Raw genomic sequence first — 25,532 nt, 5'->3', positions numbered from 1 at the left:
CGGATCACAATGAGAACGCAGTTATCGGCAGTACGAGGCAAAGCGCCTAGTGGGGAGCCGGCCGAGCGGCCCGGTCAGATAACGCCACAGCGGCCAGTGAGGAGCAGCGCGTGACGGACATGGACTCAGGGAAAGAGCAGGACCAGAACGCTGACGAAGTCACCGTGGAGACGACTTCCGTTTTCCGTGCCGACTTCCTCAACGAACTGGACGCTCCCGCGCAAGCGGGAACCGAGAGCGCGGTATCCGGCGTCGAAGGTCTGCCCGCGGGCTCGGCTCTGCTGGTCGTCAAACGGGGACCGAACGCCGGCTCACGCTTCCTGCTCGACCAGGCCATCACGTCAGCCGGCCGGCATCCTGACAGCGACATCTTCCTCGATGACGTCACCGTGAGCCGTCGCCACGCCGAATTCAGGTTGGAAGGCAACGACTTCCAGGTCGTCGATGTTGGTAGCCTCAACGGCACCTACGTCAATCGCGAGCCGGTGGATTCCGCGGTGCTGGCGAACGGTGACGAGGTCCAGATCGGAAAGTTCCGTCTGGTGTTTTTGACCGGACCCAAGCAGGGTGATGACGAGGGAGGATCTTCAGGCTAGTGAGCGCGCCCGATAGCCCGGCGCTGGCCGGGATGTCGATCGGGGCGGTCCTCGAACTGTTGAGGCCGGATTTCCCCGATGTCACGATCTCCAAGATTCGCTTCTTGGAGGCCGAGGGACTGGTGACGCCGCAGCGTGCTGCCTCCGGATACCGCAGGTTCACCGCGTACGACTGCGCCCGGCTGCGCTTCATCCTTACCGCTCAGCGGGATCATTACCTGCCGCTGAAGGTGATCAGGTCACAGCTGGACGCGCAGCCCGACGGCGAGCTGCCGTCGTTCGGATCGCCTTACGGCGTACCGCGATTGGTGTCCGTCGCGGGCAGCGATCCCGGTTCCGCCGGCGGTGAGGCCGGGTCCGATCAGGCCGCGGTGGCGCCCACCCGCATCCGGTTGAGCCGCGAAGAGCTCCTGGAGCGCTCCGGTGTGGACGATGGGCTGCTGACCGCGCTGCTCAAGGCCGGGGTGATCACCACCGGTCCGGGCGGGCTGTTCGACGAACACGCTGTGGTGATCCTGCAGTGCGCACGGGCGCTGGCCGACTACGGCGTCGAGCCGCGGCATCTGCGGGCCTTCCGGTCGGCGGCCGACCGGCAGTCCGATCTGATCGCCCAAATCGCCGGGCCGGTAGTCAAAGCCGGCAAGGCCGGCGCTCTCGACCGCGCCGACGACCTGGCGCGTGAGGTCGCGGCACTCGCTATCACTTTGCATACCTCGCTGATCAAGTCTGCCGTTCGCGACGTTCTGCATCGCTGAGGACTAGACTTTCGTTCGATAGCTTGGCGTTCGGGTGCATGTGCGGAGGGCAGACACAGATGGGCGAAGTTCGTGTTGTCGGCATTCGCGTGGAGCAGCCGCAGAACCAGCCGGTGCTCTTGCTGCGCGAGGCCAACGGTGACCGCTATCTGCCGATCTGGATCGGCCAGTCCGAGGCGGCCGCCATTGCGCTCGAGCAACAAGGCGTGGAACCACCCCGGCCGCTGACGCACGATCTCATCAGGGATCTCATTGCAGCGCTTGGGCATTCGCTGAAAGAGGTGCGGATCGTCGATCTGCAGGAGGGCACTTTCTACGCTGACCTGGTCTTCGACCGCAACATCACGGTGTCGGCGCGCCCCTCGGATTCGGTGGCGATCGCGCTGCGGGTCGGCGTCCCGATCTACGTCGAGGAGGCGGTGCTCGCCCAGGCCGGTCTGCTGATCCCCGACGAGAGCGACGAGGAATCCAACACCGCCGTCCGCGAAGACGAGGTGGAGAAATTCAAGGAGTTCCTCGACAGCGTGTCGCCCGACGATTTCAAGGCCACTTGAGCTGGCTATCCCATCGGGTTTGGGAAGCCGCAGGTAGCGGCGTCCCGCCGGCGGCCCGGGCAATCCGCGCGGGCAGCCACTAGGGTGGAGAGCGACATCACGGATGCATCTCATCTGGGCCCGCGATGTCGACACGCCTGGCGGATAGCGCGCCGACTCACCCCTGCGGCGGCCATACTTTGATTACGACTAAGGCGCGGCGGCTGTCGGAAAGCGTAAGCTCTCTAGCACTCGGGCCTGAGCAAACATGGCTGCCGAGGCAGCCTGCGAACGCAGCTAGTAAACGAGCGCGATCGGCGAGAGGAACGAACCGTGAGCGAGACGCCACGTCAAGAGCAGTTAGACCTAGCTGACCACGCGGACGCCACGACCGACCACAGCGCCACCGCGCCGAGCGTGGCCGTGCAGCCCGGACTGTTCCCCGACGATTCCGTGCCCGACGAGCTTGTCGGCTACCGCGGGCCGAGTGCCTGCCAGATCGCCGGCATCACCTACCGCCAGCTGGACTACTGGGCGCGCACCTCGCTGGTCGTTCCGTCGATCCGCAGCGCGGCGGGGTCCGGCAGCCAGCGGCTCTACTCCTTCAAGGACATCCTGGTTCTCAAGATCGTCAAGCGCTTGCTCGACACCGGGATCTCGCTGCACAACATCCGCGTCGCGGTCGACCATCTGCGCCAGCGCGGCGTCCAGGATCTGGCCAACATCACCCTGTTCTCCGACGGCACCACGGTTTACGAGTGCACCTCGGCCGAAGAGGTCGTCGACCTGCTGCAGGGCGGCCAGGGCGTGTTCGGCATCGCGGTGTCCGGCGCGATGCGCGAGCTGACCGGCGTCATCGCGGACTTCCCCGGCGAGCGCGCCGACGGCGGCGAATCGATCGACGCCCCGGAAGACGAGCTGGCGTCCCGGCGCAAGCACCGCGACCGCAAGATCGGCTAACACCGCGCCCTCGAGGGCAACTGAGCGCGGCCGAGTAAGCTGGGGGCCGCATCGCCCTCGCGCGGGAGAGTTCCGTGATCGCCAGTCACGGACGCCGAAGGAGCAACACCTCTCCGTCAACCTCTCAGGCACCCGGACCGCGCAAGACAACGATGCCTCTGGAAAGCGGTGCGACCGGCAGCGGTCACACCCGCCGATGGGGAAAGGCGCTTCACCGGCGCCGAATCTCTCAGGCACCCGGCGACCGGGTGAAGACAGAGGGAGAGGGCCGCTCGTCCCTCTGCCCTGTCAGGAGTTCGCCAGTGTCCGACCAGCCAACTTTCGCCGCCCGGCACATCGGTCCCGACGGCCCGGCCGTCGCGGCCATGCTCGCCGTCATCGGTGTCGACTCGCTCGACGAGCTGGCGGCCAAGGCGGTCCCCACCGGCATTCTCGACGAGCTCGCCGACGGTGCCGCGCCGGGTCTGGACGCGTTGCCGCCGGCCGCGAGCGAGGCCGAGGCGCTGAGCGAGCTGCGGGCGCTGGCCGACGCCAACACCGTCGCGGTGTCGATGATCGGGCAGGGCTACTACGACACGCTCACGCCGCCGGTGCTGTTGCGCAACATCATGGAGAACCCGGCCTGGTACACGGCCTACACGCCGTATCAGCCCGAGATCAGCCAGGGTCGGCTGGAAGCGCTCCTGAACTTCCAGACCATGGTCGCCGACCTCACCGGCCTCGAGGTTGCCAACGCATCGATGCTCGACGAAGGCACCGCCGCCGCCGAGGCGATGACGTTGATGCACCGGGCCGCTCGTGGCGCGGCCAACCGGCTGGCCGTCGACGTCGACGTCTTCGCCCAGACCGCCGCGGTGCTGACCACCCGAGCCAAGCCGCTGGGCATCGAGATCGTGACCGCCGACCTGCGCGATGGCCTGCCCGACGGCGAATTCTTCGGTGTGATCGCCCAGCTGCCGGGTGCCAGCGGCCGGGTAACGGACTGGTCGGCTTTGATCCAGGCGGCGCACGACCGCGGCGCGCTGGTCGCCATCGGCGCCGACCTGTTGGCCCTCACGTTGATCACGCCGCCCGGCGAGATCGGCGCCGACGTCGCGTTCGGCACCACCCAAAGATTCGGTGTCCCAATGGGATTCGGCGGCCCGCACGCCGGATACCTGGCCGTGCACGCCAAGCACGCCCGTCAGCTGCCGGGCCGGCTGGTCGGGGTGTCGGTAGACGCCGACGGATCCCCGGCCTACCGGCTCGCCTTGCAGACCCGCGAGCAGCACATCCGCCGCGACAAGGCGACCAGCAACATCTGCACCGCGCAGGTGCTGCTGGCGGTGATGGCCGCGATGTACGCCAGCTACCACGGGGCGGACGGCCTGACCGAGATCGCGCGGCGGGTGCATGGCCACGCCGAGGCGATCGCCTCCGGGTTGGGCGCGGCAGCCAACACAGCGCTGGTGCACGACAAGTACTTCGACACCGTGCTGGCGCGCGTTCCGGGGCGCGCCGACGCGGTGATCGCCGCGGCCAAAGCCAAGGGCATCAACCTGTGGCGCGTCGACGCCGACCACGTGTCGGTGGCCTGCGACGAGGTCACGACCGCCGAGCACGTCGCGATCGTGCTGGACGCGTTCGGGGCAACGGCGAAGCAACCTGCCCGCGCCGACATCGCTACCCGCGCCTCGGAGTTCCTGACGCATCCCGCGTTCACGCAATACCGCACCGAGACGGCGATGATGCGCTATTTGCGCACGCTGGCCGACAAGGATATTGCCTTGGACCGCAGCATGATTCCGCTCGGATCCTGCACGATGAAACTCAACGCCGCCGCCGAGATGGAGCCGGTCACCTGGCCGGAATTCGCCCGCCTGCATCCGTTCGCTCCGGCATCTGACAGCGCGGGCTTGCGGCGGCTCATCTCCGACCTGGAGACCTGGCTGGTGCAGATCACCGGCTACGACGCGGTCTCGTTGCAGCCCAATGCCGGCTCGCAGGGCGAGTACGCCGGCCTGTTGGCGATTCACGACTACCACGCCGACCGCGGCGAGCCGCACCGCGACATCTGCCTGATCCCGTCCAGCGCCCACGGCACCAATGCCGCGTCGGCGGCGTTGGCCGGGCTGCGGGTGGCGGTGGTGGCCTGCCGCGACAACGGCGACGTCGATCTCGACGACCTGCGCGCGAAGGTGGCCGAGCACGCGGACCGGCTGGCGGCGCTGATGATCACCTACCCGTCGACGCACGGCGTGTACGAGCACGACATCGCGGACATCTGCGCGGCCGTGCACGACGCCGGCGGCCAGGTGTACATCGACGGCGCCAACCTCAACGCGCTGGTCGGCCTGGCGCGGCCGGGCAAATTCGGCGGCGACATCAGCCACCTGAACCTGCACAAGACGTTCTGCATCCCGCACGGCGGCGGCGGGCCCGGCGTCGGGCCGGTGGCGGCGCGCTCGCACCTGGCCAAATACCTGCCCGGTCACCCCTACGCGCCCGAGCTGCCCGGCGGCCGGCCGGTGTCGTCGGCACCGTACGGGTCGGCCTCGATCCTGCCGATCACGTGGGCCTACATCCGCATGATGGGCGCCGACGGATTGCGGGCGGCGTCGCTGACCGCGATCGCGTCGGCCAACTACATCGCCCGGCGCCTCGACGAATACTTCCCGGTGCTCTACACCGGCGAGAATGGCATGGTCGCCCACGAGTGCATCCTGGACCTGCGCGGCATCACCAAGTCGACCGGCGTCACCGTCGACGATGTCGCAAAACGGTTGGCGGACTACGGTTTCCACGCGCCAACCATGAGCTTCCCGGTGGCCGGCACGCTGATGGTGGAGCCCACCGAAAGCGAGAGCCTGACCGAGGTCGACGCCTTCTGCGAGGCCATGATCGCGATCCGCCGCGAGATCGACCGGGTCGGCGCGGGGGAGTGGCCCGTCGACGACAACCCGTTGCGGGGCGCGCCCCACACCGCCGAGTGTCTGGTGGTCTCCGAGTGGGATCACCCTTACACCCGCGAACAGGCCGCCTACCCGCTCGGCAAGGCATTCCGGCCCAAAGTCTGGCCGCCGGTGCGCCGCATCGACGGCGCCTACGGCGACCGCAACCTGGTCTGCTCCTGCCCGCCGGTGGAGGCTTTCGTCTAGCCGAAGCGGTCGACGATCGCCGCGGCGATCTGCTCGGGGGCGTCCTCCTGGATGAAATGCTTGGCCTCGGGTAGCTCTATTAGGACGTGGTCGGGAAAGGTCTCGCGCATCCGCGGAATCGTCGGGCCGGGCCGGAACGCGACGTCCTTCATCCCCCACACCAGCAGCGCGGGCTTGGCGCCCAGCTTGGCCGGCACCTCCGCGGCGAGCCGTCCCAGCAGGGGATGGGCCGCGAGGATTTGTTTGGGCATCTCGGCCACGCCTTTTCGTGCCTCAGCGTTGGGCTGCACCGCCCGGTAGTGCTCCATCACCGCGGCGCTCGGCCGTCGCGCCGTCCCCGACGGAATCAGGCGTTCGACGAAGAAGTTGTGCCGCAGGACCGCGTACTGCATCGGCGGACTGCCCATGACCCTGCTGAAGGCCTTCGTCGCGAAGGTATCCGCCGGCCAGAACCAGGTGTTCCCCAGCACAACCCCGCGCACCCGATCGGCGCGCTCGACCGCGACGGCCATGCCGATCGGCCCACCCCAGTCCTGGCCCATCGTCACGTACCCGTCCAGGCCGAGGTGGTCGACGAACTCGCCGACGACCCGTGCGTGCTCGTCGATTTTGTAGCCGAATCCCTCCGGCCGATCCGAGAGCCCGAAACCGAGGTAATCCGGTGCGATGCACCGGAAGCGGTCGCGCAGCGCGACGATGATGTCGCGGTACAGGAAGCTCCAGGTCGGGTTGCCGTGGCAGAACAGGATCGGTGGCCCCGTCCCCTCGTCCACGTAGTGCATGCGGCCGCGCGAGGTATCGAACCAGCGCGACTCGAACGGGTACAGCTGTGGGTCGGGAGTGAAATCGATGCGCATTACCCCTCCTCGGATGGCGCTCCCGATGGTATGCCCGCCCTGTGACATCTCCGAGCGTGAGAGATTGCGCAGCGCTAGCCCAGGTATTGAGTGATCGCCGTGGCGAGGTCCGGGGAGGTCGACGTCGAAAGGTTCTGGTAGCTGCCGCCGCTGAGCTGGGCGACGGCTTCCCAGGTCGCCCGGTCGGGGTCCGCGCCGAAGTCGATGACGTTGACCGCGATCGGTTTGGCCGGGTCGGCGCCGGTGCGGATGAAATTCTGCAGCCCCGCGCCGTCCAGGGTTTGGTCGGTGTGCGGACCCGCCGTGATCACTAATATCGAATTGGGTTGTCCGGCAACATATTTGGCTTGCATCTCCTGGTAGAGCATGCGCAGCGTGGTGAACGACACCGCACCGCCGGCCGATGCGGATTGCTTGTCCAGCGCCGCCGTCAGCGCCGCCGAGCGGGGTTGGCCGTTGACGGGGTCGGACAGCGGCCCGGCCGCGACCTCCGATCGGCCCTCGCGGCCGTCGAACGTCCACAGCCCCACGACGGCGTTGGGCGGCAGCGCCTTGATCCGTTCGCTCAGCGCGCCAACCACGTTGGCCAGCCGCGACTTTCCGCCCTCGTCGGCGGGCATCGACTGGTCGAGCATGATCGTCGCGGCCAACCCGCTCGACGGCGCGGACATGGCGTCGGCGAGCGTGACGCGCATCGTGTCATCGCCGACCGACAACGTGGACGGCAGGGCGGGGAAACCGGTCACCGCGCTGGCCGGCGGCTTGACACCGTTGACCCGGAAGCCGGCCTTGGCCAGCTTCGCGAGTTGCTCGGGCCTGCGCATGAAGTGGGTGAATTCGCTGGCCGCCGAGCTCTGTTCGTGCGTCAGCCACGAGCCGTTGAGCAACACGGTGGGGTAGTCGGCGACGGGGGCGGGCCCGGGCGGTAGCCAGGAACCCAGCGCGTTCTTGGCGTCCGGCAGCGACTGGCCACGCTGGAACAGCTGCTGCTCGGTGGTGACGACGGCGTGCACCGGCGCGGACGCCGCGTCACCGGGCTTCAGCAGCGTGTTCATCGCCTCCGTGAGCGAATTGTCCGCCAATTTCGGTTGGGCGCTGGTCAAGCTGCGCAGGGCGGCGGTGCCCTGGGTCGCCGGTGCACCGGCGGGCGCCGACGCGACCGCCACCGCCTCGCCGGCGAGGTAGGCGGCGTCGCTGTTGCCGTTCGTCGGCAGCGCCAGCCGCAGCGATCCCCACCCGGGCAGGTTCAAGCCGGCCAACGCGTTCGGGTTGGTTTGCAGGCCGGGCAGCGTCGCCCAGCTCTGATTGGCGAGGGCCGGCTGGAGCTCGGGGCGCACGGCGAGCATCACCGGCGAGCTGACCAGCGACCGGCTGTCGCTGATCGTTTTCTGACCCGCGGCCGCGGAGAGCCGCGCCGCCGACACGGAGCTGGCCGGAATCCACAACGCCGGCTGGCCGCCCAGTTCGGCGGGCCACTTGCCGATGAAGCCGGCGACGACGGCGTCGGAGCCGGCGGGTTTGACGCTGACCTGCATGCAGTGGTCGCCGACCGGACCCGCCGTCGAGTTGTAGCTTTCCGCGAACTGCTGCACCGGATCGGTCAGCGACGGGTCCACGACGACGGCGACGGTCTCTTTGCCCCCGACGCAGCGCGCGGCGGCGGTGTGCGAGCGGTTGGACAGCACGTCGCCGAAGAAGCTCCACAGGATCACGGTGCCCACGACCACCACGACGGCAACGAGGGCGACGATGACGCCGATGCTGACCCCGCGCCGTCCGCCGGCGCTGCGGTGGCCGCCGCGCCAGTCGCCGAGTCCCCGGTGGCCGCCGGTCGGTGGGTCGGATCGCTCCGCGCTCCCCGCGGCCGTCGTTCGGGTCGGAAATTCCGGATATTCGCCGCCGGCATCGACCGCGAAGGCGTCGTCGGCGGGGTACGCATCCCCGTCGTCGGCGAATTCCTCGTCGGCGTAGTCGTCCTCGGCGGCGCCGAAGTACTCCTCGTCGGCGTAGTGACCCGCGTCCCGGTAGCGGCGATAGTCGCCGAAGCTGCCCGGCGTTTCGGTTTCCTGGCCGGCGTTCAGATATCGGCCGCTGTCGGTGTGCAGATCGTCGGCGTGCACATCGTCGGCGTACACATCGTCGGCAACGTCATCGTCAACGGGTTCGTCGCCGGAGTCTTCGGGGTCGGGCAAACTGTGCCTACCCATGCCGGTGCGCGCCGCCTTTCCGTCGAACCATCACATGACCTGTTGCGGACTCAGCCGCCTGCCGCGCGGGCTTTGAATTCCCGTCGACGCCGATGCAGGATCGGCTCCGTGTAGCCGTTGGGCTGCTGCCCTCCGGCCAGGATCAGCTCTTGCGCGGCCTGGAAGGCGATGTTGTCGTCGAAGTTCGGCGCCATCGGCTGATACGCCGCGTCCCCGGCGTTCTGCTGATCCACCATCGGGGCCATGCGTTCCAGGCCGGCCCGGACGTCCTCTTCGGTGATCACGCCGTGGCGCAGCCAGTTGGCCAGCAGCTGGCTGGAGATGCGCAGCGTGGCGCGGTCCTCCATGAGCGCCACGTTGTGAATGTCGGGAACCTTCGACGACCCGACGCCCTGGTCGATCCAGCGCACCACATAGCCCAGGATGGACTGGCAGTTGTTGTCGACTTCCTCGCGGATCTCCTCGGGCGCCCAGGCCAGTTCCTTGGCCAGCGGAATGGTCAGCAATTGGTCGATGTCGGTGCGCGTCTTGCCGGCCAGCTCCTTCTGCACCTCGATCACGTCGACCTTGTGGTAGTGCAGCGCGTGCAGTGTGGCCGCGGTGGGCGAGGGCACCCATGCTGTGCTGGCGCCGGCGCGGGGCTGGCCGATTTTCTGCTCGACCATGTCGGCCATCAGCTCGGTCATGGTCCACATGCCCTTGCCGATCTGGGCGTGGCCGGCGAACCCGGCGGCCAGGCCGGTGTCGACGTTGTTGTCCTCGTAGCCCAGGATCCACGGCTGGCTCTTCATGGTGCCCTTGCGCACCATGGGGCCGGCCTCCATCGAGGTGTGGATCTCGTCGCCGGTGCGGTCCAGGAAACCGGTGTTGATGAAAACAATCCGGTCGGTGACGGCCTTGATGCAGGCCTTCAGGTTGAGGGTGGTGCGCCGCTCCTCGTCCATGACGCCGACCTTCAGCGTGGTCTGCGGCAACCCCAGCACGTCTTCGACGCGGCTGAACAGCTCGGCGGTGAACGCGACCTCGTCGGGGCCGTGCATCTTCGGCTTGACGATGTAGATGGACCCGGTGCGGCTGTTCGTGAGCGGCCCATTGGCGTCGCTGGCCTTGAGACCGTGTATCGCGCTCACACCGGTGAACAGCGCGTCCATGATGCCCTCGTACACCTCGTTGCCGTCGGCCCCCTCGTTGTCGAAGACGATGGCGTCGTTGGTCATCAGGTGCCCGACGTTGCGGACGAATAGCAGTGCGCGCCCGGGCAATACGAGCTCGCCACCGTCCGGGGTGGTGTAGTGGCGGTCCTGGTTGAGGACCCGGGTGAACGCCTCGCCGTCCTTGTCGACCTGCGCGGACAGGTCGCCCTTGTTCAGGCCGAGCCAGTTGCGGTAGGCGCCGACCTTGTCGTCGGCGTCGACGGCGGAGACGGCGTCCTCGAAGTCGATGATCGTGGTCACCGCCGACTCGAGGACCACGTCCTTGATTCCGGCCGCGTCGGTCTTGCCGATCGGCGACTCGGGGTCGATCAGGATCTCGATGTGCAGCCCGTGGTTGACCAGCAACACCGACCAGTCGGGGGAGCCCAGTTCGCCGCTGTAGCCCACGAATTGCTCCGGCCGGGCCAACCCGGTGGAATCCGGGCCGCTGGTGATCTTCAGCTGGCCGTCGTCGATGCTCACGCCCGTCGCTTCCGCCCACGAACCCGACGACAGCGGCACCGCCTCGTCGAGGAACCTGCGCGCATAGGCGATCACCTTGTCGCCACGGATCCTGTTGTAGCTGGTGCCCTGCTCGGCGCCGTCGGTTTCGGGGATGACGTCGGTGCCGTAGAGGGCGTCGTAGAGCGAACCCCAGCGGGCGTTGGCCGCGTTGAGCGCAAACCGCGCATTGGTCACCGGCACGACCAGCTGCGGGCCCGCGGTCGTGGTGATCTCGTCGTCGACACCGGAGGTGGTGATGCTGAAATCGGCGGGTTCGGGCTGCAGGTAACCGATTTCGGCGAGGAACTCGCGGTACGCCTCGACGTCGATCGGCTCGATGACGCGGTGACGGTGCCACTTGTCGATCTGGGCCTGCAGTTCGTCGCGCCGCCGCAGCAAATCCTGATTCTGCGGGGTGAGGTCGGTGACGACCTTGTCCACGCCGGCCCAGAAGCTGTCGGGATCGATATCGGTGCCGGGCAGGGCCTCGTTGTTCACGAAGTCGTAGAGCACTCGGGCGACGCGCAAGTTCCCCACCGACACGCGATCAGTCATGTTTCTCCTCCAAAATGGCCTCATTGGACGCCAGTGGCTACTTCGTCAGCCTACCGGCCGGCAGCCCGAGCGAGCGTATCCGCCTTACCCGCAATCGCAGGTCAGGCGCGCGAACAGCACCGCCCATGGCGCCGGGGCGGACCTTGAGAACCGCTTTCTGGCAACGCATGTACTGCCGGCCAAGACCGTGAGCCCGCCAGCACGTTAGTGTGCCGGCGGCCGTTCAATCATACGGGCCATGGGCGGCGCACTTCGCCAGGCGGCCGCGAGCGGTGTCGCTACGTGTCTTTCACGACGCGTCGCGCATGCTGCCGACCAGGTCCTCGACCAGATCCTCCATCGCCACCATCGCGATCACGTCACCGCTGCCGTTGGTCACCAGCGCCAGATGGCTGTTGCTGCGCCGCATCCGCGACAGCGCGTCGGCGAGCGGCAACGACGTGGGTACCCGCGGCAGCGGGCGCACCAATGCCAGATCGATCACGGTCTCCGGATCGTCGTTGAGCGTCAGCACATCCTTGATGTGCAGGTAGCCGACGAATTTTCCGTCGCGTGCCGTGACCGGAAAGCGGGAGTACCCGGTCTGCGCCAGGGCTCGCTCGACGGCGCCGACCTTCGGCCCCGAGCCCGCGGCGTCCACCGACAATGCCCGCACGTCCGCCAGCGGTACGGCCACGTCGCCGACCACCCGGCTGCCGATCTGCAGCGCGCGGGTCAGCCTGCTGTGCTCCTCGGGATCCAGCAGGCCCTCGGACACCGATTCGGCGATCATCTCGCTGAGGACGACGGGGGAGACCGCGATGTGCAGCTCGTCCTTGGGCTCCACGCCCAGCGCGCGCAGTATCGCGTTGGCGCATTTGTTGTAGAACACAATGAACGGCCGGGCGGCGCGCACGTACGCCAAGTACGGCGGGACCAGCAGCATCGCCGTGCGTTCCGGACCGGCCAGCGCGATGTTCTTGGGCACCATCTCGCCCAGCAGCACGTGCAGCGTCACCACCATCGCCAGCGCGATCGCGAACGACAGCGTGTGGAGCAGCGTCGGGTTCATGTCGGCGAGCCCGAGCCCTCGCCGCAGCAGGTTGGCCACCGCCGCCTCACCGATCCGCCCCAGCAGCAGCGACGCCACCGTGACACCCAACTGGGCACCGGCGAGCATCGACGACAGCTGCTCACCGGCCCGGATCACGGTCACCGCCCGCGCCTTGCCCTGCTCGGCCAACGCTTCGAGGCGGTCGCGCCGCGCCGAGATCAGCGAGAATTCCGCGCCGACGAAGAACGCGTTCGCCCCGATCAGCAGGATCGCGAGCACCACTCCCAGCGTGTCGTTCATCAGTGGCCAAGTCCCATCGCCGGTTCGGCGCGGCCGCGCAGCTCGGCCAACTCGAGCAGATCGATGCGGCGGCCGTCCATCCGCACCACGGTCGCGCGCCAGGGCATCGAGGCATCCAGCAGCCCGTCCGGGTCCAGCGCGGTCAGTTCGACCGTTTCGCCGACCACCGGGATATGACCGATTTCGCGAAGCACCAGACCGCCGATGGTCTCGTATGGCCCCTCGGGTGCGCGATACCCGATGGCGGAGGCCACCTCGTCGATGCGCAGCAAGCCCGACACCCGCCAGCCCCCGCCGGCGGCCACCACGTCGGGCGTGGCGTCGTCGTGTTCGTCGCGGACGTCGCCCACGATCTCCTCGATCAGGTCCTCGACGGTCACCATGCCCGCGGTGCCGCCGTATTCGTCGACGACCATCGCGGTCTGCAGGGGGTTGGCGCGGATCTCGGCCATCACCGCGTCGCCATCCAGCGTCGAGGGGACCACGGGGACCGGCTGGGCGACCGTCGCCAGCGGCGTACTCGGCCGCTCGGCCCGCGGAACCTTGAACACCTGCTTGACGTGCACGATCCCGACGGTCTCGTCGAGATCGCCGGCGACGATCGGGAAGCGGGAGAACCCCGACTCGGCGGCCGCGGCCACCAGGTCGCTGAGCGTGTCGTCGGTCTGCAGCGCGACGATCTTGGACCTCGGCGTCATCAGCTCCTCGGCGGTGAGCGCACCGAACTGCAGCGATCGGCGCACCAGCGCGGCGGTGGCGGGGTCCAGCGAGCCGCTGCGCGCCGAGGTGCGCACCAGCGACACCAGTTCCTGCGGGGAGCGGGCCGAGCGCAGCTCCTCGGCCGGCTCGATGCCCAGCTCGCGCACGATCCAGTTCGCCGCGCCGTTCATCAATCGGATCGCCGGGGTGAGCAGCAGCGAGAACAGCAGCTGGACGGCCACGATGGCGCGTGCGGTCGTCAGCGGCCGCGCCACCGCGAGGTATTTGGGGACCAGCTCGCCGAACACCATCGACACCGACGTCACGATCACCATCACCAGAAACGCCATGATCGCGTCGCCCACCCGGTCGGGAATCCCCATCGCGTCGAACCACGGATGCGGCAGATCGGCCACCATCGGTTCGGTCAGGTAGCCCGTCACCAGCGTGGTGATGGAAATGCCGATCTGAGCACCCGAGAGCTGGAACGACAGCCTGTTCTGCGCGCGTTGGATCAGGCGGTCGCGACGGCCGCCGCGGCGCGCGTTGGCCTCAACGGTGGCGCGATCCAGCGCGGTCAGCGAGAATTCGGCCGCGACGAACACGCCGTTGCCGAAGATGAGCACCGCGATGGCCAGCACGCTGACGACGGTGACGGTGACGTTCATGGCGGGGCTCGGTTATCGGGACGGCGTCGCCGGTCTGACCGGGGCCGCGGGGGGCAGTCGCCGCTCCGCCCGAAAGGCCCCCGGCTGCAACGGGGCCTCGGCGGGTGCCTGCGGCACGTCATCCCTCTCGCTCTAGTACGGTTCCGGGCCGCGCACGCTTTGCTGCGGCCCGCAAAGTTCCAGGACTCACATGGTAGCGAAGGCGGCGGCGTCACCAGCCCAGCGGCAGCGGATGTCCCTCGGCGAATCCGGCGGCGGATTGCACGCCGACGACGGCCCGTTCGTGCAGCTCCGCCAGGTTCGAGGCGCCGACGTACGTGCAGGTGCTGCGCACGCCCGAGGTGATGTGGTCGATCAGGTCCTCGACGCCGCCGCGGTCGGGGTCCAGGCCCATTCGCGACGTCGAGATGCCTTCCTCGAACAACGCTTTGCGGGCGCGATCGAACTCGGTGTCGGCGGCGGCGCGGGCCACCACCGCCCGTTTGGACGCCATGCCGTAGCTCTCCTTGTACGGCTGCTCGTCGCGATCGCGCATCAGGTCGCCGGGCGACTCGTAGGTTCCGGCGAACCACGAGCCGATCATGACGTTCGACGCCCCGGCGGCCAGCGCCAGCGCCACGTCCCGCGGATGCCGGATCCCACCGTCCGCCCAGACGTGGCCACCGAGTTGCCTTGCCGCAGAAGCGCATTCGAGCACCGCGGAGAACTGCGGCCGGCCGACTCCGGTCATCATTCGGGTGGTGCACATGGCTCCCGGGCCGACACCGACCTTGACGATGTTCGCTCCGGCGCTCAGCAGATCCCGGGTGCCTTCCGCCGACACGACGTTGCCCGCGGCCAGCGGGACACCCAAGTCCAGCGATGCGACCAGTTTGATCGCCTCCAGCGTCTTGACCTGATGCCCGTGTGCGGTATCGATGACCAGCACGTCGACGCCGGCTTCGACGAGGGAGCGCGCCTTGGCGCCCACATCGCCGCTGATACCCACGGCCGCGCCGATGCGCAGCCGCCCGCCTGCGTCGGTGGCCGGCGTGTACAGACCGGTTCGCAGCGCGCCGGTACGGGTCAACACCCCCGCCAGCGTGTCGTCGGGGTTGGTCACCAACGCGACCTCGATCGGCGCGTGCTCGAGCAGATCGAAGATCTTGCGCGGATCGGTTCCGATCGGGGCGCTGACGAAGTCACGGGTGGCGACGTCGCGCACCCGGGTGAAGCGGTCGATGCCGTGGCATGACGATTCGGTCACCAGGCCGATGGGCCGCCCCTCGAAGACCACCACGGCCACACCGTGCGCCCGCTTGTGGATCAGCGCGACGGCGTCGGACACCGAATCGTCGGGCGCCAGCATCACCGGGGTGTCGAGGACGAGATCACGGCTCTTGACGAATTCCACTGTCTGCTGCACCGCGGTGATCGGAAGGTCTTGCGGCAGAATCACAATGCCGCCGCGCCGCGCCACCGTCTCGGCCATCCGCCGCCCGGCAACGGCGGTCATGTTGGAGACCACCACCGGGATGGTGGTGCCGGAGCCGTCGCCGGTGGACAGATCGACGTCGAACCGCGATGCGACGTCCGAACTGTTCGGCACGATGAAGACGTCGTTGTAGGTCAGGTCGTACCCAGGTCGGTGCCCGTCCAGAAATCTCATCGCTATCGCCCCACCGTCTGCAGCCCCCGCTAGGCCATGTTAGTTGGCCCGGGCTAGGCGGGTACTTCGCTGCGGTCTCCGCTCCACAGGGTGTGGAACTTCTTGCCCGGGTCCTCGTCGATGCGGCCGTAGGTGTGCGCTCCGAAGAAATCGCGCAGGCCCTGGGTCAGGGCGGCCGGCAACCGCTCGGTGCGCAGCGCGTCGTAATACGACAGCGCCGAGGAGAACCCCGGGATCGGGATGCCCAGCTGCGTGGCGGTAGCGACAACGCGCCGCCAGCTGTCGATCGCGGCCTCGATGGCGCTGCGGAAATACGGCGCCACGATCAGCGTGGGCAGCTCGGGATCGGAGTCGTACGCCTCCTTGATCCGGTTGAGGAACTTGGCCCGGATGATGCAGCCGCCGCGCCAGATGGTCGCGAGATCGCCGGGCGTGACGCCCCAGTCGTATTCGGCGCTGCCGGCCTGAATCTGGTTGAAGCCCTGGGCATAGGCGATGATCTTCGATGCGTACAAGGCCTGTCGCACATCTTCCACGAATTGCTTTGCATCGCTTGGTTTTTCGCCCAGCTGACCGGACGCCAGCCCGGTGGTGGCCTTGCGCTGGATCACCGAACCCGACAGCGCGCGGGCGAACACCGCCTCGGCGATCCCGGTGACCGGCACACCGAGATCCAGCGCTGACTTCACCGTCCAGCGCCCGGTGCCCTTCTGCTCGGCCTCGTCGAGGATCACGTCCACCAGCGGCTTACCGGTGCGTGCGTCGGTCTGACGCAGCACCTGCGCGGTGATCTCGACCAGGAAGCTGTCCAGATCGCCCTTGTTCCACTCGTCGAACACGCCGGCGATCTCCTCGGCGGTCTTGCCGAGCCCGTCGCGTAGCAGCTGGTAGGCCTCGCCGATCAATTGCATGTCGGAGTACTCGATGCCGTTGTGAACCATCTTCACGAAGTGCCCGGCGCCGTCGGGCCCGATGTGCGTGCAGCACGGCACGCCGTCGACGTGCGCGGAGATCTCCTCGAGCAGGGGCCCCAGTGATTTGTAGGACTCGGCCGGCCCGCCCGGCATGATCGACGGCCCGTTGAGCGCGCCCTCCTCGCCGCCGGAGATGCCGGCGCCGACGAAGTGCAGCCCGCGTTCGCGCATCGCCTTCTCTCGGCGGATGGTGTCCGTGTAGAGCGCGTTGCCGCCGTCGATGATGATGTCGCCCTTTTCCATGGCGTCGGCGAGCTGATCGATGACGGCGTCGGTGGGATCGCCGGCCTTGACCATGATCAGCACGCGCCGCGGCTTCTCGAGCGCGTCCAGGAATTCCTCGATGGTCTCCGATCGCACGAACGTGCCCTCGTCACCGTGCTCCTTCAGCAGCGCGTCGGTCTTGGCGACGGACCGGTTGTGCAGTGCCACCGTGTAGCCGTGCCGGGCGAAATTGCGGGCGATGTTCGAGCCCATGACGGCCAGGCCCGTGACGCCGATCTGCGCGGTGCCGGTCTTGGAATTCGGCTGGGAATCGGACGAACTCATGTCTTGCCTTTCAGTTAGGCCTCTCCGGTTGGAGAACACTGTGGCACAGCGGACTGGTGGTCCTCCAAGGGGTTTCGCGGTGCGCTAGAGGTTGAACAGCCGCTGCAGCTCGGTGAGCCACGGTACGGCCAGCGCGACGGTGGGCACCACGAACACCGCCGCCGCGGTCAGGTACGCGGCGGCCGACAGCATCACGCTGTTGCCGCTCCCGGACAGCCGGCGAACTCGCAACACGGTACTGGGCCCGCTCGCGGCCAGCGCGCCCGACGGCGCCAGGCCGGACGCGCAGGCGACCAGCGCGCGAGCCAGGGGAGTGCGACCGGTGGCGCGCACCGCGGCGTCGTCGGCCAGCAGCTCGACGAGCAGTTGCACCGCCCGCAGCGCGTTGGCGCTGCGGACCAGCCGCGGGAATGCGGCATGCACCGCGGTGAAGGCTTCCAGGACGAGGTCGTGCCGCGCCCGTAGATGGGCCCGTTCGTGGGTGAGGATGGCCGCGACTTCGGCCTCGGCGAGTGTGTTCAGCGTTCCTTCGCTGACCACCACGCGGCTGCGCACACCGGGCAGGCAGTAGGCGAGCGGCTGGGGCACGTCCAAGACGCGAAGGTCACGGGCCCACGCGCAAGTCTGCGCCAGCGCCGCATCGTGTCCCACGCCGACCAGGTCGACCACCATGCGGTGGTGCGCGCGCCGTCGCCGGTTGGCGATGGCCACCCGCGCCATCGAGATCATCAACCGCACACCGACCAGCACGGTCAGCGCGAATACGGCGATGTATGCCGCCCACAGCGGCCAGCCAAGCCGGTCCGCGGCACCGATGACGCTGGCCGTCGGCCGCCCGTCGGGCCCGGGCATGAGCACCCGCGTGGCGATCGCGATTCCGGCGCTGAACGCCGAGAGCACCGCGGCCAGCGCGATGGCCTGCCACAGCACCATCGCGGCCCGGGGAGCGCGCAGCGGCCACGTCGCGCGTGCCAACAACGCCGGCGCCGGGCCGACTAGCAGCACCGCGAGGAGGGTGAAGGCCGCCGCGGACACGCTGCTAGTCTCCCTTACTCCTCAGCGGTAGCGCCAGCCGATGGCGTCTTGCGTTGGCTTGCTTCCAATTCGGCGAGCGCCCGCCGCAGTGCGTCCGCCTCGTCGGCGCCGACGCGTTCGACGAAGTGCACCAGCGCGGCGTGTCGGTCGCCGGAGTCCTCAGCCTGAGCGAGGGCATCGACCATCAGCCCCGCGACCAGCTCGTCGCGACCGTGCACGGGCGCGTACCGGTGGGCCCGGTCGTCGCGGATCTGCGAGACCAGATTCTTCTTGGCCAGCCGCTGCAGCACGGTCATGATCGTCGTGTAAGCGAGGTCGCGTCGTGCCGACAACGCTTCGTGGACCTGGCGAACGGTCTGGGGTTCCGCCGTGGACCACAGATGGTCCATGACGGCGCGTTCCAGGTCCCCGAGCCGTGTCAGTTTGGCCATAGTTCGTCATCTCCTGAGCGTTGGACCAAGCGTACTCCTTGTTTACTACCGACTGTCGTATCGAATGCTGGGCAATGTCTGTGACCACCTCCGGGCCCCGCCGGCGCGGACCCGGAAGCTTCAACCCGCCCTTGCAATATTAGGGCAGCCTTGCCTATGCTGAGTTCGGTCGAGAGACAACGGACCGCGGCAGAGTCCTGAGGGCTGCAGTGACCCCCGGTCCGTCCAACTCGATCGGCGAGCCCCGTGCCATTAGCGCACGGGGCTCGCCTGTTTTCGGCGGTTGCCACCGCCGCCTCGCGTCGGCCGGGTTGCCCATGGTGTAGACACATGAGCGTGCCAACGCCGCCCGACGCGAGCCTCCCCCCGGATTTCACCGCCCCGTTCGACAGCGAAATAGGGCTGCAATTCACCGAACTCAGCCCCGACGGGGCCCGGGCGCAACTAGAGGTCACGCCGAAGCTGCTGCAACCGATGGGCCTGGTGCACGGCGGTGTGTACTGCTCGATGGTCGAGAGCATGGCCAGCGTCGCCGCCTACACCTGGCTCGCCACGCGCGGCGGCGGGAACGTCGTCGGGGTCAACAACAACACCGATTTCTTGCGGTCCATCGGCTCGGGGATGGTCTACGGCGCCGCAGACCCGATCCATCGCGGCCGGCGTCAGCAGCTGTGGCTGGTCACCATCACCGACGCGGACGACCGGGTGGTCGCCCGGGGTCAGGTGCGGCTGCAAAACCTCGTGGAGATGTAATCCCTTGCGCTACAACGGATTCCAAGTCGCGCAACCGGGCTAGCTAGCCACCCGCGCGGCTTCGGCCGGGCCGCGGGCCTCGGCGGCCAATTCGGCGAGCTGTTCGAGCCGCGTACGCGCGAACGCCTGCTGGTCGGTGATCGTCAGCTGGCCGCGCCGGGTGCTGAGGAAGGTCACCGTCCACGACAACAGCGTGGTGATCTTGGTCTTGAACCCGATCAGGTACACCAGGTGCAGCACCAACCAGATCAGCCACGCAATGAAACCGCTGAACTCCAGCGGACCGATCTTGGCCACCGCCGAGAACCGCGACACGGTCGCCATCGAGCCCTTGTCGAAGTACTGGAACGGCTCCCGCTCCGCCGGGTCGGCGCCGGCGAGCTCGGCCTTGATCGTGTTGGCGACGTACTTGGCGCCCTGGATGGCGCCCTGGGCCACCCCCGGCACGCCCTCGACGGCGGCCATATCGCCGACGACGAACACGTTCGGGTACCCGGGGATCGACAGGTCGGGCAGCACCTTCACCCGCCCGGCCCGGTCCAATTCGGCCGGCGACTGCTCGGCGAGATCCCTGCCCAGGCGGCTGGCCTGTACGCCCGCGGACCAGACCTTGCAGGCCGACTCGATACGTCGGACGGTGCCGTCGGAGTCCTTGACGGTGATGCCATTGCGGTCCACGTCGGTGACCATGGCGCCCAGCTGAATCTCGACGCCCATCTTCTCCAGTCGTGCGGCCGCACGCTCGCCCAGCTTTTCGCCCATCGGCGGCAACACCGCGGGCGCGGCGTCGAGCAGGATCACCCGCGCCCTGGTCGAATCGATGTGCCGGAACGAGCCTCGCATGGTGTGTTGCGCCAATTCGGCGATCTGCCCGGCCATTTCGACCCCGGTGGGCCCGGCCCCGACGACGGTGAACGTCAGCAGCTTCCTGCGGCGCTCGGGATCGCTCGACCGCTCCGCCTGCTCGAACGCGCTGAGGATGCGGCCGCGCAACTCCAGCGCGTCGTCGATCGATTTCATGCCGGGCGCGAACTCGGCGAAATGGTCGTTGCCGAAGTAGGACTGGCCGGCCCCGGCGGCCACGATCAGGCTGTCGTAGGGGGTTTCGTAGGTGTGGCCCAGCAACTCCGACACGACGCACTGGTTGGCCAGGTCGATGTGGGTGACGTTGCCGAGCAGGACCTGCACGTTGCGCTGGTTGCGCAACACCACCCGGGTCGGTGGGGCGATTTCCCCCTCGGAGATGATCCCGGTGGCCACCTGGTACAGCAACGGCTGAAACAGGTGGTGGGTGGTGCGGGCGATCAGTTTGATGTCGACATCGGCCCGCTTGAGCTTCTTTGCCGCGTTGAGTCCGCCGAATCCTGATCCGATGATGACGACTCGATGCCGACGCTTCGGTTCAGCTGTACCTTCTGGCTGCGGGCTCATGTATCCGTTGCTCCTGCCGGGGCTCCTTGACGCGCGAATTCAGTTAGCTACCACGCTAGTCAAGCCGCCACCCGGAAACCCAGATCGTAAGCCTGTGTAATGAACCACACCGGCGGTATTACCGCTGGTCGCCGAACGTGATCCGCGTCATGCCCGCGGCTCGCGACGGTCCCCGGTTACAGGCCGACCAAGGGCCGCAGCGCCTCGCCGGCCGCGGCGACGATGCCGGGTGTGTAGAAGGGCATGTTGATGATCACCCCGTCGATACCGGCGTCCAGGATCTTCGTCTTGATCTGGTCGGCGACCGATTCGGCGCTGCCGACGACCATGCGCTGGGTCATCTCCGCGGGGATCTGGTCGGCCTTGAAGTTCTCGTCGACGACCGCGGTGGTCAGGGTGCTGGTTTCCAGCGTGGCCGGATCGCGGCCGATCTCCTCGCAGCGCTCCCGCACCACCCGCACCTTGGCCGGCAGCTCGTCGAACCCGGCGATGATGTTGAGGTGGTCGAAGTGCCGAGCGGCGAGCGGGATCGTCTTCTTCTCGCCGCTGCCGCCGATCATCAGCGGAATGTGTTCGCGGAAGCGAGGATTGGCCATCGCCTGGTCGGTGTGATACCACTTGCCGGAAAAGGTCGGCCGTTCGCCCTTGATCATCGGCAGGATGATCTGCAGCGCCTCGTCGAGCCGGTTGAACCTGTCGGTGAAGCTGCCGAATTCGAAGCCCAGCTGATCGTGCTCGAGTTCGAACCAGCCGGTGCCGATGCCCAGGATCGCCCGGCCCTGGCTCACCACGTCGAGCGTGGTGATGATTTTGGCCAGCAGCGTCGGATTGCGATAGCTGTTACCGGTTACCAAGGTGCCCAGCTGCACGCGTTCGGTCGCGGTGGCCAGCGCACCCAGCGCGGTGTACGCCTCCAGCATCGGCTGGTCGGGATCGCCCAGCATGGGCAGTTGGTAGAAGTGGTCCATCACGAAAACCGAGTCGAACCCAGCCGATTCGGCCTCGCGGGCCTGAGCCAGAACAGTGGGGAAGAGTTTGTCCACCCCGGTGCCGTAAGAGAAGTTGGGAATTTGCAGACCGAGTCGAATAGCCACGCGCTCTACCGTAGTGCGGCGCCGGGCCGACGGGATACGGCTCTTATTCAGCCTCAGGCGAAACTGGCCAGCGCGCCGTGGCTGACATGCAACGTCTGGCCGGTGATGTGGCGAGCCGCTGAGGTGGTGAGGAACAGCGCCAAGCGGGCGACCTCCGTCGCGACCGACGGCGGGGTGCGCGAGAGGCCGTCGTAGCCCGCCTGGGCGCTGCGCCCGCTGGCCACCACATTGATGGTGATCCCGCGAGTGCCGAAGATCTCGGCCTGGCCGGCAGCCCAGTTCGAAAGGGCCGCTTTGATTCCGGCGTCGACGCTGCCGGCGGGCGGGTTTTCCGCCACCACGCCGATGATGGAGCCACCGGAACGCAGGTGATCGCCAACCGCCTGCACGGTCAGCACCGCCGATAGCACCGTCGCGTCAAGCGCGTTGCGCCACGCCCGGGCCGTGTCGGACATCGAATAGGTGCGCGGGTCGCCGCCGTCCCAGCCGGGAGCCGGCACGTGGACGATGGTGTCGAGGTGATGGGGGAACAGGCCCCGCGCCTCTTCGAGGCTGGCCGGGTCGGTGGTGTCGACGACGATCGCGTCCACGTCGAGTTCTTTGGCGGCGATTTCGAGGTCGCTGCGCCGCGCGCCCACGAGGGTCACCTTGTGACCGTCATCGCGAAAGCCCTCGGCCACTGTGCGCCCCAGCTCCGTGTCCCCGCCGGTGACCAGCACTTCCACAGCCATGACCTCCTCATGTTCAACGTTGAACCCCGACGTTGCGGCGTCGATCTCCGTCGATGTTACTGGACAGTAGCTATTCGGCGAAATTCCCGGCGGCGCGCCGCGCGAATCATTTGAATAACTATTCGGCGGCCACGTTTTTGCGACGATTTAGCCCCCAAGCGGACCGCATCCTCGGCGGGTTAGGGTTCATCCATGCGCCGGGTCCTGGCCTTCGGGCTATCCGCGATGCTGCTGACGGCGCTCGTGTCCTGCGGCACCAAACAGCCCTTGTCGTCGCCGTCCGCGCCGCCGCGGACCTCCGGCTCGCTCGTGGTCTTCGCGGCGGCCTCGCTGAAATCCGCGTTCACCCAGCTCGGCGAGCGGTTCAAGACCGAGAACCCCGGCGGCGGTGTCGAGTTCGAGTTCGGCGGCTCCTCGGAGCTCGCGACCCAGCTGACCCAGGGCGCGACCGGCGACGTCTTCGCGTCCGCCGACACCGCCCAGATGGACGTGGTCACCAGGGCCGGGCTGCTGGCCGCCACCCCGACGAACTTCGCCGCCAACACCTTGGCGATCGTCACCGCCCCGCGCAACCCGAAAAACATCGGCTCCTTCGCCGATCTCGCCAAACCCGGTCTCAGCGTGGTGATCTGCCAAAAGCCAGTGCCCTGCGGATCGGCGACCCAACGCGTCGAAGACAGCACCCGGGTGCGCCTCAACCCGGTCAGTGAGGAGCTCAGCGTGACCGACGTCCTCAACAAGGTCACCAGCGGGCAGGCCGACGCCGGGCTTGTATACGTCACCGACGCACACAGCGCCGGAAACAAGGTGACGACCGTGCAGTTCCCCGAAGCAGCGGGCGCCGTCAACGTCTATCCGATCGGGGTGCTGAAGAAGGCGCCGAAGCCGGCCCTGGCGCAGAAGTTCGTGACTTTCGTGACCTCCGACGCGGGTCAGCAGATCCTCGCCCAGTCGGGCTTCGCCAAACCCTGACCACCGATCGTGCACCGGCCGACGGATCTGCCCCGCTGGGTGTACATCCCCGCCGCCGCGGGGATCGTCTTCGTCGCATTGCCGCTGCTGTCGATCGCGATCGAGGTCGACTGGCCGAATTTCTGGACGCTGATCACCAGCCCTTCGTCGCGGACCGCGCTGCTGCTGAGCCTGAAGACCGCCTCCGCCAGCACCGCGTTGTGTGTGCTGCTCGGAGTGCCCATGGCGCTGGTATTGGCCCGCGGCACCGGGAGGCTGGTGCGATTGCTGCGACCGCTGATCCTGGTGCCGCTGGTGTTGCCGCCGGTGGTTGGTGGCATCGCGTTGCTGTATGCGTTCGGCCGACTCGGATTGGTCGGGCGGTACTTGGACGCCGCCGGTGTCAGCATCGCGTTCAGCACCACCGCCGTCGTGTTGGCGCAGACCTTCGTCTCGCTGCCGTTTCTGGTGATCTCCCTTGAGGGTGCTGCGCGTACCGCGGGAGCCGACTACGAGGTGGTCGCGGCGACGCTGGGGGCGCGGCCCAGCATCGTGTGGTGGCGGGTGACCCTGCCGCTGCTGCTGCCCGGCATGGTGTCGGGGGCGGTGCTGGCGTTCGCCCGGTCGCTGGGGGAGTTCGGCGCGACGCTGACCTTCGCCGGTTCGCGGCAGGGGGTGACTCGCACACTGCCGCTCGAGATTTACCTACAGCGGGTGAGCGACGCGAACGCGGCGGTGGCGTTGTCGATCCTGCTCGTCGTGGTGGCGTCGGTGGTGGTGCTCGGCCTAGGTGCCCGCAGGCTGACCGGGGACCCTATTGGGAACCGGGCGAGGTAGCCGGCGGTGAGCGAGCTGCAGCTTCGGGCGGTAGTGGCCAATCGGCTGCTGAGCGTGGAGTTTTCGGTGTCCGCGGGCGAGGTGCTCGCGGTGCTGGGGCCGAACGGCGCCGGGAAGTCGACCGTTCTGCACGTCATCGCCGGGCTGGTGGATCCCGACGAGGGCATGGTGCGCCTGGGGGATCGGGTGTTGACCGACACGACGGCCGGACTGAACGTGGCGACCCACGATCGCCGGGTCGGGCTGTTGCTGCAGGACCCGCTGCTGTTCCCGCATATGAGCGTCGCAGCCAACGTCGCCTTCGGACCGCACAGCCGTCGGAGGATGCTCATGTCGCGTTCCGGTCGCGCCGGGCGGCGCGAGACGGCGCTGCGCTGGCTGCGCGAGGTGGATGCCGAGGGGCTCGCCGACCGGAAATCGCGCGAGCTGTCCGGCGGCCAGGCCCAGCGGGTGGCGATCGCCCGGGCGTTGGCGGCCGAGCCCGACGTGCTGCTGCTCGACGAGCCGCTCACCGGGCTGGACGTCGGCGCGGCCGCGGCCATCCGCGCGGTGCTGCGCAACGTCGTCACCCGCGGCGGCTGCGCCGTGGTCCTCGTAACGCATGACCTGCTCGACGTGTTGACCCTGGCCGATCGGGTGCTGGTGCTGGAGTCCGGGAAGATCGCCGAGCTCGGCCCGGTGGCCGAGGTGCTGGCCGCGCCGCGCAGCCATTTCGGGGCCCGCATCGCGGGGATCAATCTGGTCAACGGGACGATCGGAGATGACGGCGCGCTACGGGCTCGCTCCGGCGGGAACTGGCACGGGATTCCCGCCCAGGAACTCGGCGTCGGGCGGGACGCCATCGCGGTGTTCCCGCCGACGGCGGTCGCCGTCTATCGCGACCGGCCGCACGGCAGCCCGCGCAACTGCATCGAGCTGACGGTGGCGGAGCTGGGAGTCCGGGGTTCCGCGGTGTTGGTCCGCGCCGGGGAGCAGGCCGATGGCGCGCCGGGCCTGGCGGCGGAAATTACCGTTGATGCCGCGTCGGAGTTGCGGTTGGCGCCCGGGCAGCGGGTGTGGTTCTCGGTCAAGGCGCATGAAGTGGCGCTGTATCCGGCGGCG

At 68.2% G+C, this 25,532-nt stretch carries 21 protein-coding genes and 2 riboswitches; of the genes, 9 read left to right on the top strand and 12 right to left on the bottom strand.

Annotation, left to right across the window (positions count from 1 at the left end):
- Positions 1 to 119 precede the first annotated feature (119 nt).
- The 5 genes from garA to gcvP all read left to right on the top strand — a co-directional run bounded on the left by garA (position 120) and on the right by gcvP (position 5,981).
- Entirely contained in the window at positions 120 to 596 is a 477-nt protein-coding gene (gene garA, locus ACQI5H_RS22425; RefSeq protein ID WP_369805035.1) for a glycogen accumulation regulator GarA, read from the top strand.
- Positions 596 to 1,351 carry a MerR family transcriptional regulator gene (locus ACQI5H_RS22420; protein ID WP_427081489.1) on the top strand — a complete coding sequence of 252 codons (756 nt, stop codon included), beginning with the start codon at positions 596 to 598 and terminating at the stop codon, positions 1,349 to 1,351. Before garA ends, ACQI5H_RS22420 begins: the two co-directional genes overlap by 1 nt.
- Before the next feature lie 59 nt (positions 1,352 to 1,410).
- Positions 1,411 to 1,905 (top strand): bifunctional nuclease family protein, encoded by a 495-nt coding sequence (locus ACQI5H_RS22415; protein WP_036469133.1) that lies wholly within the window; start codon positions 1,411 to 1,413, stop codon positions 1,903 to 1,905.
- 312 nt (positions 1,906 to 2,217) lie between these two features.
- Positions 2,218 to 2,844 carry a MerR family transcriptional regulator gene (locus tag ACQI5H_RS22410; protein WP_427081488.1) on the top strand — a complete coding sequence of 209 codons (627 nt, stop codon included), beginning with the start codon at positions 2,218 to 2,220 and terminating at the stop codon, positions 2,842 to 2,844.
- Between the two features lie 52 nt (positions 2,845 to 2,896).
- Positions 2,897 to 2,994, top strand: a riboswitch (glycine riboswitch).
- Positions 2,995 to 3,112, top strand: a riboswitch (glycine riboswitch).
- A 34-nt stretch (positions 3,113 to 3,146) separates the two neighbouring features.
- Complete coding sequence (gene gcvP / locus ACQI5H_RS22405; RefSeq protein WP_427081487.1) at positions 3,147 to 5,981, top strand: aminomethyl-transferring glycine dehydrogenase; 2,835 nt, start codon at positions 3,147 to 3,149, stop codon at positions 5,979 to 5,981.
- On the opposite strand, the gene ACQI5H_RS22400 is transcribed toward gcvP, so the two are convergent.
- The 9 genes from ACQI5H_RS22400 to ACQI5H_RS22360 form a co-directional block, all read right to left on the bottom strand.
- Positions 5,978 to 6,838, bottom strand: coding sequence for a haloalkane dehalogenase (locus ACQI5H_RS22400; protein WP_427081486.1), 861 nt, complete (start codon positions 6,836 to 6,838; stop codon positions 5,978 to 5,980). The two genes, gcvP and ACQI5H_RS22400, sit on opposite strands and share 4 nt — an antisense overlap.
- 74 nt (positions 6,839 to 6,912) lie before the next feature.
- Positions 6,913 to 9,045: a substrate-binding domain-containing protein gene (locus ACQI5H_RS22395; protein ID WP_427081485.1), complete on the bottom strand. Its 2,133-nt coding sequence runs from the start codon at positions 9,043 to 9,045 to the stop codon at positions 6,913 to 6,915.
- Positions 9,046 to 9,095: 50 nt separating this feature from the next.
- The gene (locus ACQI5H_RS22390) at positions 9,096 to 11,297 is read right to left on the bottom strand and encodes a malate synthase G (protein WP_427081484.1); all 2,202 of its coding nucleotides are present in this window, start codon (positions 11,295 to 11,297) and stop codon (positions 9,096 to 9,098) included.
- 289 nt (positions 11,298 to 11,586) lie between these two features.
- Positions 11,587 to 12,630, bottom strand: a complete 1,044-nt coding sequence (locus ACQI5H_RS22385) for a hemolysin family protein (RefSeq protein WP_427081483.1) — start codon at positions 12,628 to 12,630, stop codon at positions 11,587 to 11,589.
- Entirely contained in the window at positions 12,630 to 13,997 is a 1,368-nt protein-coding gene (locus ACQI5H_RS22380; RefSeq protein ID WP_427081482.1) for a hemolysin family protein, read from the bottom strand. The genes ACQI5H_RS22385 and ACQI5H_RS22380 overlap by 1 nt, the downstream gene beginning before the upstream one ends.
- A 211-nt stretch (positions 13,998 to 14,208) precedes the next feature.
- Positions 14,209 to 15,645, bottom strand: coding sequence for a GuaB1 family IMP dehydrogenase-related protein (locus ACQI5H_RS22375; protein ID WP_427081481.1), 1,437 nt, complete (start codon positions 15,643 to 15,645; stop codon positions 14,209 to 14,211).
- Between the two features lie 53 nt (positions 15,646 to 15,698).
- Complete coding sequence (gene gndA / locus ACQI5H_RS22370) at positions 15,699 to 17,168, bottom strand: NADP-dependent phosphogluconate dehydrogenase (protein ID WP_427081480.1); 1,470 nt, start codon at positions 17,166 to 17,168, stop codon at positions 15,699 to 15,701.
- A gap of 84 nt (positions 17,169 to 17,252) precedes the next feature.
- Complete coding sequence (locus ACQI5H_RS22365; protein ID WP_427081479.1) at positions 17,253 to 18,203, bottom strand: M48 family metalloprotease; 951 nt, start codon at positions 18,201 to 18,203, stop codon at positions 17,253 to 17,255.
- Positions 18,204 to 18,217: 14 nt separating this feature from the next.
- Positions 18,218 to 18,634, bottom strand: a complete 417-nt coding sequence (locus ACQI5H_RS22360) for a BlaI/MecI/CopY family transcriptional regulator (protein ID WP_427081478.1) — start codon at positions 18,632 to 18,634, stop codon at positions 18,218 to 18,220.
- Positions 18,635 to 18,964: 330 nt separating this feature from the next.
- Here ACQI5H_RS22360 and ACQI5H_RS22355 point away from each other — a divergent pair, with 330 nt between their 5' ends.
- Positions 18,965 to 19,387, top strand: a complete 423-nt coding sequence (locus ACQI5H_RS22355; RefSeq protein ID WP_427081477.1) for a PaaI family thioesterase — start codon at positions 18,965 to 18,967, stop codon at positions 19,385 to 19,387.
- Between the two features lie 39 nt (positions 19,388 to 19,426).
- On the opposite strand, the gene ACQI5H_RS22350 is transcribed toward ACQI5H_RS22355, so the two are convergent.
- From ACQI5H_RS22350 to ACQI5H_RS22340, 3 genes are all read right to left on the bottom strand, one after another.
- Positions 19,427 to 20,818: an NAD(P)/FAD-dependent oxidoreductase gene (locus tag ACQI5H_RS22350; protein WP_427081476.1), complete on the bottom strand. Its 1,392-nt coding sequence runs from the start codon at positions 20,816 to 20,818 to the stop codon at positions 19,427 to 19,429.
- A 176-nt stretch (positions 20,819 to 20,994) separates the two neighbouring features.
- Positions 20,995 to 21,912: an LLM class F420-dependent oxidoreductase gene (locus ACQI5H_RS22345; protein ID WP_427081475.1), complete on the bottom strand. Its 918-nt coding sequence runs from the start codon at positions 21,910 to 21,912 to the stop codon at positions 20,995 to 20,997.
- 53 nt (positions 21,913 to 21,965) lie between these two features.
- The gene (locus tag ACQI5H_RS22340) at positions 21,966 to 22,643 is read right to left on the bottom strand and encodes an SDR family oxidoreductase (protein ID WP_427081474.1); all 678 of its coding nucleotides are present in this window, start codon (positions 22,641 to 22,643) and stop codon (positions 21,966 to 21,968) included.
- Positions 22,644 to 22,835: 192 nt separating this feature from the next.
- On the opposite strand from ACQI5H_RS22340, the gene modA reads away from it, so the two are divergent.
- The 3 genes from modA to ACQI5H_RS22325 all read left to right on the top strand — a co-directional run.
- A complete protein-coding gene (gene modA, locus ACQI5H_RS22335; RefSeq protein WP_427081473.1) occupies positions 22,836 to 23,615 on the top strand; it encodes a molybdate ABC transporter substrate-binding protein in 780 nt (259 codons plus the stop codon).
- A 9-nt stretch (positions 23,616 to 23,624) separates the two neighbouring features.
- Positions 23,625 to 24,431, top strand: coding sequence for an ABC transporter permease (locus ACQI5H_RS22330; protein WP_427081472.1), 807 nt, complete (start codon positions 23,625 to 23,627; stop codon positions 24,429 to 24,431).
- 6 nt (positions 24,432 to 24,437) lie between these two features.
- Positions 24,438 to 25,532: sulfate/molybdate ABC transporter ATP-binding protein (locus ACQI5H_RS22325; RefSeq protein ID WP_427081471.1), on the top strand; the 1,095-nt coding region annotated here is incomplete at its 3' end.

The sequence above is a fragment of the Mycobacterium heidelbergense genome (assembly GCF_050205645.1).
In the GTDB taxonomy this organism is placed as follows: Bacteria; Actinomycetota; Actinomycetes; order Mycobacteriales; family Mycobacteriaceae; genus Mycobacterium; species Mycobacterium heidelbergense_A.
This window is presented reverse-complemented; position numbering and strand designations above follow the sequence as displayed.

What these genes read in the sequence shown, in the direction of transcription:
- modA (WP_427081473.1), top strand. Translation starts at nt 22,836, where the DNA reads ATGCGCCGGGTCCTGGCCTTCGGGCTATCCGCGATGCTGCTGACGGCG.
- ACQI5H_RS22340 (WP_427081474.1), bottom strand. Translation starts at nt 22,643, where the DNA reads ATGGCTGTGGAAGTGCTGGTCACCGGCGGGGACACGGAGCTGGGGCGC.
- garA (WP_369805035.1), top strand. Translation starts at nt 120, where the DNA reads ATGGACTCAGGGAAAGAGCAGGACCAGAACGCTGACGAAGTCACCGTG.
- ACQI5H_RS22395 (WP_427081485.1), bottom strand. Translation starts at nt 9,045, where the DNA reads ATGGGTAGGCACAGTTTGCCCGACCCCGAAGACTCCGGCGACGAACCC.
- ACQI5H_RS22400 (WP_427081486.1), bottom strand. Translation starts at nt 6,838, where the DNA reads ATGCGCATCGATTTCACTCCCGACCCACAGCTGTACCCGTTCGAGTCG.
- ACQI5H_RS22375 (WP_427081481.1), bottom strand. Translation starts at nt 15,645, where the DNA reads ATGAGATTTCTGGACGGGCACCGACCTGGGTACGACCTGACCTACAAC.
- gndA (WP_427081480.1), bottom strand. Translation starts at nt 17,168, where the DNA reads ATGAGTTCGTCCGATTCCCAGCCGAATTCCAAGACCGGCACCGCGCAG.
- ACQI5H_RS22385 (WP_427081483.1), bottom strand. Translation starts at nt 12,630, where the DNA reads ATGAACGACACGCTGGGAGTGGTGCTCGCGATCCTGCTGATCGGGGCG.
- ACQI5H_RS22415 (WP_036469133.1), top strand. Translation starts at nt 1,411, where the DNA reads ATGGGCGAAGTTCGTGTTGTCGGCATTCGCGTGGAGCAGCCGCAGAAC.
- ACQI5H_RS22360 (WP_427081478.1), bottom strand. Translation starts at nt 18,634, where the DNA reads ATGGCCAAACTGACACGGCTCGGGGACCTGGAACGCGCCGTCATGGAC.
- ACQI5H_RS22380 (WP_427081482.1), bottom strand. Translation starts at nt 13,997, where the DNA reads ATGAACGTCACCGTCACCGTCGTCAGCGTGCTGGCCATCGCGGTGCTC.
- ACQI5H_RS22350 (WP_427081476.1), bottom strand. Translation starts at nt 20,818, where the DNA reads ATGAGCCCGCAGCCAGAAGGTACAGCTGAACCGAAGCGTCGGCATCGA.
- ACQI5H_RS22355 (WP_427081477.1), top strand. Translation starts at nt 18,965, where the DNA reads ATGAGCGTGCCAACGCCGCCCGACGCGAGCCTCCCCCCGGATTTCACC.
- ACQI5H_RS22390 (WP_427081484.1), bottom strand. Translation starts at nt 11,297, where the DNA reads ATGACTGATCGCGTGTCGGTGGGGAACTTGCGCGTCGCCCGAGTGCTC.